This is a genomic window from Aeromonas enterica (assembly GCF_054052465.1).
The window spans coordinates 183282-194000 of the sequence record NZ_JBSTYL010000004.1 but is presented as its reverse complement, the minus strand read 5'-3'; the positions used below and the strand labels follow the sequence as shown (position 1 = coordinate 194000).

At 62.9% G+C, this 10719-nt stretch carries 8 protein-coding genes; all 8 read left to right on the top strand.

Annotation, left to right across the window (positions count from 1 at the left end):
• The first annotated feature begins 208 nt into the window (after positions 1–208).
• Positions 209–1894, top strand: coding sequence for an ABC transporter substrate-binding protein (locus ACW5XD_RS06815; protein WP_456494219.1), 1686 nt, complete (start codon positions 209–211; stop codon positions 1892–1894).
• 117 nt (positions 1895–2011) lie between these two features.
• On the top strand, positions 2012–2995 hold the full coding sequence (locus ACW5XD_RS06810; protein WP_456494218.1) for an ABC transporter permease: 984 nt from the start codon (positions 2012–2014) through the stop codon (positions 2993–2995).
• A gap of 1 nt (position 2996) precedes the next feature.
• On the top strand, positions 2997–3905 hold the full coding sequence (locus ACW5XD_RS06805) for an ABC transporter permease (protein WP_456494217.1): 909 nt from the start codon (positions 2997–2999) through the stop codon (positions 3903–3905).
• The gene (locus ACW5XD_RS06800; protein WP_456494216.1) at positions 3902–4921 is read left to right on the top strand and encodes an ABC transporter ATP-binding protein; all 1020 of its coding nucleotides are present in this window, start codon (positions 3902–3904) and stop codon (positions 4919–4921) included. The genes ACW5XD_RS06805 and ACW5XD_RS06800 overlap by 4 nt, the downstream gene beginning before the upstream one ends.
• Positions 4922–4932: 11 nt before the next feature.
• The gene (locus ACW5XD_RS06795) at positions 4933–5925 is read left to right on the top strand and encodes an ABC transporter ATP-binding protein (protein ID WP_241278455.1); all 993 of its coding nucleotides are present in this window, start codon (positions 4933–4935) and stop codon (positions 5923–5925) included.
• A 106-nt stretch (positions 5926–6031) separates the two neighbouring features.
• Entirely contained in the window at positions 6032–7765 is a 1734-nt protein-coding gene (locus ACW5XD_RS06790; protein ID WP_456494215.1) for a glycoside hydrolase family 9 protein, read from the top strand.
• Positions 7758–8630 (top strand): BadF/BadG/BcrA/BcrD ATPase family protein, encoded by an 873-nt coding sequence (locus ACW5XD_RS06785; protein WP_456494214.1) that lies wholly within the window; start codon positions 7758–7760, stop codon positions 8628–8630. The genes ACW5XD_RS06790 and ACW5XD_RS06785 overlap by 8 nt, the downstream gene beginning before the upstream one ends.
• A gap of 160 nt (positions 8631–8790) precedes the next feature.
• A complete protein-coding gene (locus ACW5XD_RS06780) occupies positions 8791–10656 on the top strand; it encodes a beta-N-acetylhexosaminidase (RefSeq protein ID WP_456494213.1) in 1866 nt (621 codons plus the stop codon).
• Positions 10657–10719 lie beyond the last annotated feature (63 nt).

Below are 10719 nucleotides of genomic sequence, written 5' to 3'. Positions count from 1 at the left end.
TTTGACGAAATTGACGTAAGGGCCGTGATTTTTACGATATCGACGAACGGAACACTTGTTGTTTTCCTGTTAACTCTGCTTTGCTAGGGACGTTGGATGACACAACTACAAGGGTGAAAAACCTGACCAACATTGAGGGCCGACCTCCACAGCATGCGATGTCGGTGCTCAAATCCGAACAAGGAATATAAATAAGAAAGGACATAATATGCTTGCCAAAGTATCCAAAATCTCTACTGCTGTACTGCTGGGAACCATGATGCTTGCCGGGGCTGCCGGCAATGCAATGGCTGCCGACAACAAGACGGTGCTGACTCTGGTCGCCCAACAGGAAACCGCCTGGGTCAAGAACTTCAACCCCTTCCTGCAGGCCGGTCTGCTGCACACCACCCGTCACTTCATCTATGAGCCGCTGGTGATCTTCAACGATATGCAGGGTGGTAAGCCCGTCTATCGTCTGGCCACCAACTACGCGTTCAGCAAGGACCTGAAATCCGTCACTTTCGATCTGCGTGACGGTGTGAAGTGGTCTGACGGTCAGCCCTTTACCGCCGATGACATCCTCTTCTCCTTCAATCTGGTCAAGGCCAACAAGGCGCTGGACGAGCGCTCAATCTGGACCCAGATCAAGAGCGTAGAGAAGCTGGCCCCCAACAAGGTCAAGTTCGAGCTGACCGACGTCAACACCAACGTGGTGAATGACCTGGTACTGGTGCCCATAGTGCCCGAGCACCAGTGGAAGTCCGTGAAGGATCCGGTTGCCTTCACCAACGACAAGCCGGTCGGTACCGGTCCCTTCACCGAGGTGGACAACTTCTCCGCCCAGCTCTATACCCAGTGCCGCAACCCGCACTACTGGGATAACGCCAACCTCGCCATCGACTGCCTGCGCATGCCGCAGATGGCCACCAACGATCAGGTGCTGGCCGCCGTGATGAAGGGTGACGTGGACTGGTTCGGCTCCTTCGTGCCGGACATCGAGCGCCTCTACGTCGGCAACGATCCGAAGAACAACAAGTATTGGTTCCCGGCCTCCGGCACGGTTGCATTCAACGTCAACTTCCAGGCCAAAAACCCTGGCAACCACGAAGCCTTCAACGACATCAACTTCCGCCGCGCCTTCTCCATGGCCATGGACCGTCAGTCCATGGTGGACATCGCCGGCTACGGCTACCCGACCGTCAACGAATACCCGTCAGGTCTGGGCAAGGCTTTTGCCTCCTGGAATAACCCGGAAGTCGAGAAGAAATACGGCAAGTTCAACAAGTTCGATCTGGAAGGGGCCAAGGCCCTGCTGAAACAGGCCGGCTACAAGGATTGTGACGGCGACAAGTTCATCGACACCCCTACCTGCCAGAAGATCGAGTTCAAGGTACTGGTGCCGAACGGCTGGACCGACTGGGTCAACACAGCCCAGATCGGGGTCGAAGGCTTGCAGGCCCTGGGTCTGAACGCCAAAACCGCTACTCCGGAAGCGACCGTCTGGACCGAAAACCTGATCACTGGTGACTTCGACGTCGCTCTGCAGGGTTACTTTGCCGGCGCCAACCCGCACAAGTACTTCGAAACCGCCTTCCACTCCCGCAACATGGGTGAGCGCGGCAACCGCTTTGCGGCGCCCCGCTACAAGGATCCGGCGCTGGACAAGCTGATCGATGACTTCACCCAGACCGCCGATGCCACCAAGCAGAAAGCGATCATGTTCGAGATCCAGGACAGGGTCGGTGCCAACCAGACCATCATCCCGGTGTTCAACAACCCGACCTGGTACGAATACAGCACCAAGCGCTTCCACGGCTGGTTCAGTGCCGACAACCCGGTCGCCAAGCCGCAGGTTCACCCGGACACCCCGGAGCGTCTGCTGCACGTGTTGTCACTCAAGCCAAACAGCTAACCACCCCGGCCCCCTGCGGGGGGCCATTTTCCCCGCCATGTCTTCCATCCCCCGGATCGTACGGGGTTGGGGGAGCTTTGCCCGGCGCGGGGCAGGCTTGCAGTAAAAGGGTTTACCATGGGATTTATACTGAGACGTTTCTCCTTCTATCTGGTCGCCTTCCTGGTGGCCGCCACCATCAACTTCCTGCTACCCAGAGCCATGCCGGGAGATCCCGTCTCCGTCATGTTTGCCCGGGCTGGCGCCATGATGGAACCCGCCGCACTGGAGGCCCTCAAGGCGACCTTCGGCTTTGTGGACGGCCCCATCAGCACCCAATTTCTCACCTATGTGAAGAGTGTCTTCACCTGGGATCTCGGCACCTCGGTGCGCTACTACCCCCAACCGGTCGCTGACGTGCTGGGTCGCGCCATCGGCTGGACCCTGTTTCTGGTGGGCACCTCCACTATTCTCAGCTTCTCCATCGGCTCCATCGTCGGCATCTTTGCCGCCTGGCACCGCGGGGGGCGCATGGACAGCATCCTCTCCCCGCTCACCCTGGTGATGCAGGCCATTCCGCCCGTGGTCATCTCCCTGCTCGCCCTCTTCCTGTTCGGGGTCAGTCTGGAGTGGCTGCCCATCGGCTATGCCTATAGCCCTGAGATCCAGGCCGATTTCGGCTGGGAACACATCAAGAGCATCATGTTGCACGCCATCATGCCGGTGCTGACGCTGGCCATGGTGCAGGTGGGGGGCTTCCTCATCACCATGCGCAACAACATGATCAACCTGCTGGGGGAGGATTACATCACCATGGCCAAGGCCAAGGGGCTCTCCAGCAACCGGGTCATCTTCAACTACGGTGCCCGCAACGCCATCCTGCCGAGCGTCACCGCGCTCTCCATGGCGCTCGGCTTCGTCATCGGCGGCTCCCTCATCACAGAGGTGATCTTTAACTACCCCGGCCTGGGTCTAACCCTCTATCAAGGCATCCTGGCCCGCGACTACCCGCTCATTCAGGGGCAGCTGCTCATCATGACCATCACCATGCTCAGCTTCAACTTCCTGGCCGACGTGCTCTACGTCTTCCTGGATCCCCGTCTGCGTACAGGAGGCAAATAAGATGCGCATGCCGACTATCTTGAAAATTCTGCTGGGCAACAAGAAAGCCGCCTTCGGCCTCTTCATCGTGGTCAGCTTCGTGCTGATGGCCTTGTTCGCCCCGCTGCTGGCCAGCAACGAACCGACCAAGCGGGTCTCCCGTCCGCACCAGCCCCCCAGCGCCGAGTACGTGATGGGCACCACCCGCATGGGCCACGACATCTGGTCCCAGTTTGCCAACGGCGCCCGCATCTCCCTGATGGTAGGCTTCGGGGCCGGCATACTGGTGTGCGCCCTTGCCATCACCATCGGCATCACCGCCGGCTACTTTGGCGGCGTGATCGACGAATGCCTCACCTTCCTGATGAACGTGGTGCTGGTGATCCCCAACCTCCCCTTGCTACTGGTGCTGGCAAGCTTCATCGGGGAGGCGTCACCGACGGTGATTGCCCTCATCATAGGGCTGACCTCCTGGGCCTATGGCGCGCGCGTCATCCGGGCCCAGACCCTGGCGCTGCGCGAAAAAGAGTTCGTCATCGCCGCCGAGGTGCTGGGGGAGCCGGCCTGGCGCATCATTCTGGTGGAGATACTGCCCAACCTCATCTCCATCATAGGGGTCAGCTTCATCGGCTCCATCATCTACGCCATCGTCACCGAGGCGACCCTGGAGTTCCTGGGGCTCGGCGATCCGACCGTGGTCAGCTGGGGCATCATGCTCTACAACGCCCAGACCTCCAGCGCCATCCTGGTGGGTGCCTGGTGGGAGATCCTGGCCCCCTGCTTCGCCATCGCCACCCTGGGCGCGGGCCTGGCCCTGCTCAACTTCGCCATCGACGAGATAGCCAACCCTCAGTTGCGATCCCATAAAGGGCTCAACCGCTGGAAAAAACTCGCCGCGCCCGTCTCAGCACCACAGGAGAGGACAGCATGAAGACCCCACCCCTGCTGTCGGTACGCAACCTCTGCGTCGACTACATCACCGAGAGCGGCGACGTGCGCGCCGTCAACTCGGTCAGCTTTGACATAGCCCCCGGCGAGGTATTCGGCCTCGCCGGCGAGTCCGGCTGCGGCAAGTCCACCATCGCCTTCTCGGTGGCCCGGCTGCACAAGCCGCCCGCCTACATCAGTGGCGGCGAGATCCTGTTCAAGGGAGAAAACATACTCCACTACGGTGAAGAGCGGTTGCGATCCTATCGCTGGCAACAGGTCTCTGTGGTGTTCCAGTCCGCCATGAACGCGCTCAACCCAGTGCTGCGCATGGAGGAGCAGTTCTGTGACGTGCTGCTGGCCCACAACCCCGGCATGACCCGTTATGAGGCGATCAAGCGCGCCCAGGTGCTGTTGGAGATAGTCGACATACACCCGAGCCGGCTCAAGGATTATCCGCACCAGTTCTCCGGCGGCATGCGCCAGCGGCTGGTGATCGCCATCGCCATGGCGCTCAACCCCGAGCTCTTGATCATGGACGAGCCGACCACGGCGCTGGACGTGGTGGTGCAGCGGGAGATATTGCAGAAGGTCTACGCCCTGAAAGAGCAGTTCAACTTCTCCATCCTGTTCATCACCCACGACCTCTCCTTGATGGTCGAGTTCTGCGATCGCATCGGCATCATGTACGCCGGTGAGCTGATCGAGGTGGCCCCTTCCAAGGCGATCCTGACCTCGCCCCTGCACCCCTACACCCGCGGGCTCGGCAACTCCTTCCCGCCCCTGCACGGCCCGAAAACCGTGCTGGAGGGGATCCCCGGCACCCCGCTCAACCTGCTGGAGGTGCCGGTCGGCTGCCGCTTTCAGGCCCGTTGCGCCAAGGTGCACGCGCGCTGCCGGCAGGAGTACACCCGCCTGGTCGAGATCCGGCCGGGACAACAGACCGCCTGCCACCTCCATGAGGCGCAGGATGAGCAACAAGATCCCCTGATCTATCTGGACAAGGCCGCTGGCTGTTAAGGATGTCTGTCATGCAAATCGCCCAAACCGACGCGCCCATCATCGAAGTCCAGCACCTCTACAAGGACTTCCCCGTCAACTCCAATGCCATCAAGAGCGGCAAGATGCGGGCCCTCTCCGACATCACCTTCAACCTGCACCGGGGCCGCGCCCTGGCAGTGGTGGGGGAGTCGGGCTCCGGCAAGAGCACCATCGCCAAGATCATCGCCAAGATGTACAAGCTCTCCAGCGGCCGCATCCTCTATCGCGGCCGCGACCTCGAGGAGTTCAACAAGGGCACGGCCCTGCTCGACTATCGCCAGAGCGTGCAGATGGTGTGGCAAGATCCGTTCGGTTCGCTCAACCCGACCCACACCATCTACCACCACATAGCCCGCCCCCTGCTGCTGCACAGCAAGGTGATCGACAAGAAAGACCTGCCGGACATGGTCCATGCCCTGCTCGAAAAGGTGGGGCTCACCCCGGCCAAGGCGACGGCGGCCAAGTACCCGCACCAGCTCTCCGGCGGCCAGCGCCAGCGGGTCAACATAGCCCGCAACCTGGCGGTGGAGGCGGAAGTGGTGCTGGCGGACGAGCCCACCTCCATGCTCGACGTCTCCATTCGCATCGGCATCCTCAACCTGATGGAGCAGATGAAGAACGAGCTGGGGGTCTCCATGCTCTACATCACCCACGACATCGCCACCGCCCGCTACGTGGCGGAAGACTTGGCGGTCATGTACGTGGGCCACATGGTGGAGTGGGGCGAGGTGGACGAGATACTGCACCACCCCCAGCACCCCTACACTCAGCTGCTCATCTCGGCGGTGCCCGACCCCGAGAAGAGCATCCACGCCGAGCTGGAGGGGGGTCGCAAGGGAGAGATACCGCTGTGGACACCGGAATCCTGTGGCTGCCCGTTTGCCGGGCGCTGCAATCAGGCCATGGCTCGCTGCAAGGATGAGCTGCCCCCCATCACCCGGCTGGCCGACAACCACTTCGTGCGTTGCTACCTCTACGAGTGACAGACTGACCGGCCGGACACGGCGTCCGGCCACGCCTCGAAACGGGGCCATCAGGGCCCCGCAATGTGCCTTGCCAATCGAGGTGAGCCACAGGAGTAAGACGTTGATGGAACTCTTGATCAATCAGGTGGGCTACGCGTGCGACGGGCAGAAGATCGCCCTGTTGCAGAACTGTACCGACCTCGATATCCGCGGCCATGTCCGGCTGCTGCGCCAGGCTGATGACCAGATCCTGTTTGAAGCGCCGCTGCAACCGGCCGGCCGGGTCGACGGCTGGCAGGGCCGAGCCTACTGGCGCGCCGATTTCTCCTCATTCAAGGAGCCCGGCCACTACCGGCTGGAGGTCATCACGGCTGCCACCGCTGCGATGGATGAGCGCATAGTCCGCTCCGCTCCCTTTGCCATCGGCCACCACCTGTTGGCGAACCACTGCCTCTCCGACGTCATTCACTACTTCAAGGGCCAGCGCGCCAGCGGCGCCTTCGATCGGGCCGACCGCAGCGCCCGCCTGTTTGGTACCGACCAGCACAAAGACGTGCACGGCGGCTGGTTCGATGCCAGCGGCGACATGAGCAAATACCTGAGCCACCTCTCCTACGCCAACTACCTCAACCCCCAGCAGACTCCCCTGGTAGTGTGGGCCCTGCTCAAGTGCCGGGAACTGCTGGCACCGCGCCGCGATATAGACGGAGTGAACCTCTGCAAGCGGCTCAATGACGAGGCGCTGCACGGCGCCGATTTCCTCTGCCGGATGCAGGATGAGAGCGGCTTCTTCTACATGACGCTGTTCGACAAGTGGAGCAAGGATCCCGAGCAACGCGAGCTGTGCGCCTACGCCACCCAGCAGGGGCTCAAGTCTGCCAATTGGCAGGCGGGCTTTCGGCAAGGGGGCGGCATGACCATAGCGGCGCTGGCCCGCGCCGCCCGCGAGAACGTCAGCGGCGACCTTGATGCGAAGCACTATGCCGAGGCTGCCAGGCACGGCTATCTGCACCTGCGCGAGCATAACCTCGCCTATCTGGATGACGGGGTCGAAAACATCATCGACGACTACTGCGCCCTGCTGGCGGCGGTCGAGCTGACCAAGACGCTGGGCCATGAGTGGCTAAGCGAGGCGAGAGTATGGGCTGGCAAACTGTGCGCCCGCCAGCGTCCCCACCCGGAGTTCGGCCACTACTGGTCGGCCAACGAAGATGGCTCGCGCCCCTACTACCACGCCGCCGAGGCGGGCCTGCCGGTGCTGGCGCTGCTGGAATACCTCGGCGTAGAGCCGGAGCAGGATCGCAAGGCCCAGGTGCAAACCGTGGTGCAGCAGGCGCTGGCCGCCGAGCTGGCGCTCTGCACCCAGGTGGACAACCCCTTCGCCCTCGCCCGCCAGTTCGTGAAGGGCGTTGGCGAAGAAGCGCGAATCAGCTTCTTTATGCCCCACCACAACGAATCCGGTTATTGGTGGCAGGGTGAAAACGCCCGGCTGGCCTCCCTGGCGGCCATGGCCTTCGCCGCCGCACAGCAGATCCCGCAGCAATCCGGGCCACTGCTCGGCTTCGGCCAGCGCCAGCTCGACTGGATCCTGGGGCAAAACCCGTTCAATGCCTGCATGCTGGCGGGCCACGGCATCAATAACCCGAGCTACACAGCCGGTTATCCCAATGCCCTCGGCGGCATCTGCAACGGCATCACGGCCGGGTTCGATGACGAGAACGACCTGGCCTTTATCCCGGAGCAGTACAAGGAGAGGCTGGATCAGAACTGGCGCTGGGGGGAGCAGTGGATCCCCCACGCCGCCTGGTTCGCCCTGGCCATCAGCTGGCAGAGTGTGCAGGGAGGTCAACATGATTGAGTACTGGGTCGGCGTGGATGGCGGCGGTACCCACACCCGCGCCCGCATTCGTGACCGTGCCGGCAAGCTGCTGGGCGAGGGGCGCGCAGCCGGCTCCAATCTGGAGCTGGGCATCGAGATCGCCCATGCCAACGTGCTGTCCGCCATCAATCAGGCCCGCATGGAGGCCGGACTGGGTGACGATTCACAGCAAGGGATGGGGGTCGGGCTGGCGCTTGCCTCCGCCGAGCTGGCGGAGTGCTATCACACCATGCTCGAGATGCCCTTCCCTTTCGCGAGCGTGCGGCTCACCTCGGATGCTTTCGGTGCCTGCCTCGGTGCCTTTGGCGGCCAGGAGGGAGCCATACTCATCGCCGGCACTGGCTCGGCCGGGCTCCTCTATCAGCATGGCCAGATCCACACCTGCTCCGGCCGTGGTTTTCCCATCTCGGATCTGGGCAGCGGCGCCTGGCTTGGGCTGCGTGCCATCCAGCAATCCCTGCTCTGCCATGACGGCATCCTGCCCCCCAGCACGCTGGCCATCCGCCTGCTCGACCACTTCAGGCGGGATCAGGCCGAGGTGGTGCGCTGGGCAGCCCGCGCCATTCCGGCCGATTATGGCCGCTTCGCCCCCTGGGTGTTCGATGCCGCCAGCGACGGCGATGAACTCGCCTGCCAACTGCTGGATGAAACCTGCGCCCAGTTGCATACCCTGCTGGAGGGGATGCAGCAGCTGGGGGCCAGCCAGATTGCCCTGCTCGGCGGTATTGGGATGCGCCTCGCCCCCCGGCTGGCACACCTGAATCTGGTCAACCCCAAAGCCGATGCACTGGAGGGGGCCATACTGTTTGCCCAGTCGGAGACGTTCCCATGTCTGCACTGCTGAACCTTGTTCAATTTAAGCTGCCCGCTGGCGGGGACAGGATCCCCCTCTGCCCGCTCCGGGGGGAGCCCATCTCCACACTCAGGATCCCTCCTCTGGTTGACCAGTACCACAAAGAAATTGTCTCGTTGTTTGTCCCCTTAACCCCATCAGAGGAATTTTCATGTCTGCACCCCTGATCCACACCCAGGTTGACCGACGCGATGGCGAGGACGTCTGGTTTCGCTTTAGCCTGAGCCAGCTGCCGGCCGCTCCCTGGAAGCTCCACTTCTGCCTGGCGCGTCACATAGATCCCGCCTCCCTCGAGGGCGCCAGACTGGAGCGCCAGAGCGGCAGCTACAAGGTGCTGATCCCGGCCGAGGGGCAAAGCGAGTTGCGTTTTTGCTGTCGCAACACCCCCATCAAGCGGCTCTCCGACATGCCGCGCGGCTTCTTCCTGAGCCTGCCCGAGGCCAGCACGGGCCCCCAACTGATGCCGGTGGAACTGGTCAGCGAGGAGCTTGGCCTGCCGCCCGGCGGGCCCGGCGCCCCGGACCTGCCCGAGGTCGATCCCCTCGCCGGCATAGTGCCCCAACCGGATCAGCTGGTGTTGCTGGAGGGCAACTTCCGGCTGGCAGAGCGGGCCCATGTCAGCGGGCCCGGGTCGCTGACCGCCCTGCTGGCCCATTTCAACGAGCTGACCGGTCTCGCGCTGGAGCAGGATCACGACGCCGAGATCCGGCTGATCGAGGAGCCCCTGGCTGCCGAGGCCTATCGCCTCACCATCACGCCGGAGGGGGTGACCATAGTCGCAGCCGGCGAGGCGGGTTGGCGCCACGGCCTGACAAGCCTGGCCCAGTGGGCCCTGCAACATGGCGAAAGCCTGCCCTGCATCGAGCTCGCCGATGCACCGCGCTTCGGTTTTCGTGGCATCTTCCTCGACTGTGCCCGCCACTTTCACTCCCTCGCCACTCTCAAGCGCCTGCTCAAGCTGATGAGCCTCTACAAGTTCAACCGCTTCCACTGGCACCTGACCGACGACGAGGGGTGGCGGCTCGAGATCAAGGCCTTCCCGCAACTGACCGAGCTGGCCGCCTGGCGCGGTCACGATCTGCCGGTCGGGCCCCAGCTGAGCGGCGGCGCCGAACCCTATGGCGGCTACTACAGCCAGAGCGAGGTGCGCGAGCTGGTGGCCTATGCCGCCGGTCTCGGCATTACCGTCATTCCCGAGATCGACATCCCGGGCCACTGTCATGCGGCCATCAAGGCACTGCCCGAGCTGCTGCTTGAGGAGGCAGATCGCTCCCGCTACCTGTCGGTGCAATATTTTGACGACAACGTGCTCAACCCTGCCCTGCCCGGCACCTATCAGTTCCTGGAGGCGGTGATCGACGAGGTGTGCGAGCTGTTCCCGGGCCCGCTGGTACACATGGGGGGAGACGAAGTACCAACCGGGGTCTGGACCGACAGCCCCGCCTGCCGGCAGTTGATGCAACGGCAGGGGTATCAGGATTGCCGCGAGCTGCAGGGCCACCTGCTGCGCCACTGCCAGCAATATCTGGCCGGCAAGGGCAAGCGGATGCTGGGCTGGGAGGAGATATTGCACGGCGACAAGGTGAGCCGGGACGCCACCATCTTCGCCTGGACCAGCTTCCAGGCAGGGCTGGATGCCGCTGCGGCGGGCTATCCCGTGGTGATGGCACCGGCCCAGCACCTCTATCTGGATCTGGCCTGGAGTCAGGATCCCCGCGAACCCGGCCTCTACTGGGCGGGTACCCTCAATCTGGAGCAGGTCTACGCTTGCGACCCCGCACCAGCCGATTTCCATGCCAACGATAACATCCTGGGGGTGCTGAGCCCCTTATGGTCGGAACTGGTGACCTCTCGTGACCGTCTCGACTATATGTTGTTCCCGCGCATGCTGGCCACGGCCGAGGTGGCCTGGAGCGACCCTGCCCGCAAGGCGTGGGATCACTTCGCCGCCCGCCTGCCGGGCCAGCTGCAGATCCTCGACCAGCTACAGGTGCGTTACCGGGTACCACAGAGGTAGTGTTATCTTTCTCCTTGGCGGCCTTTCGGCCGCCTTTTTTACCATTCCCCAACAAAACATCAA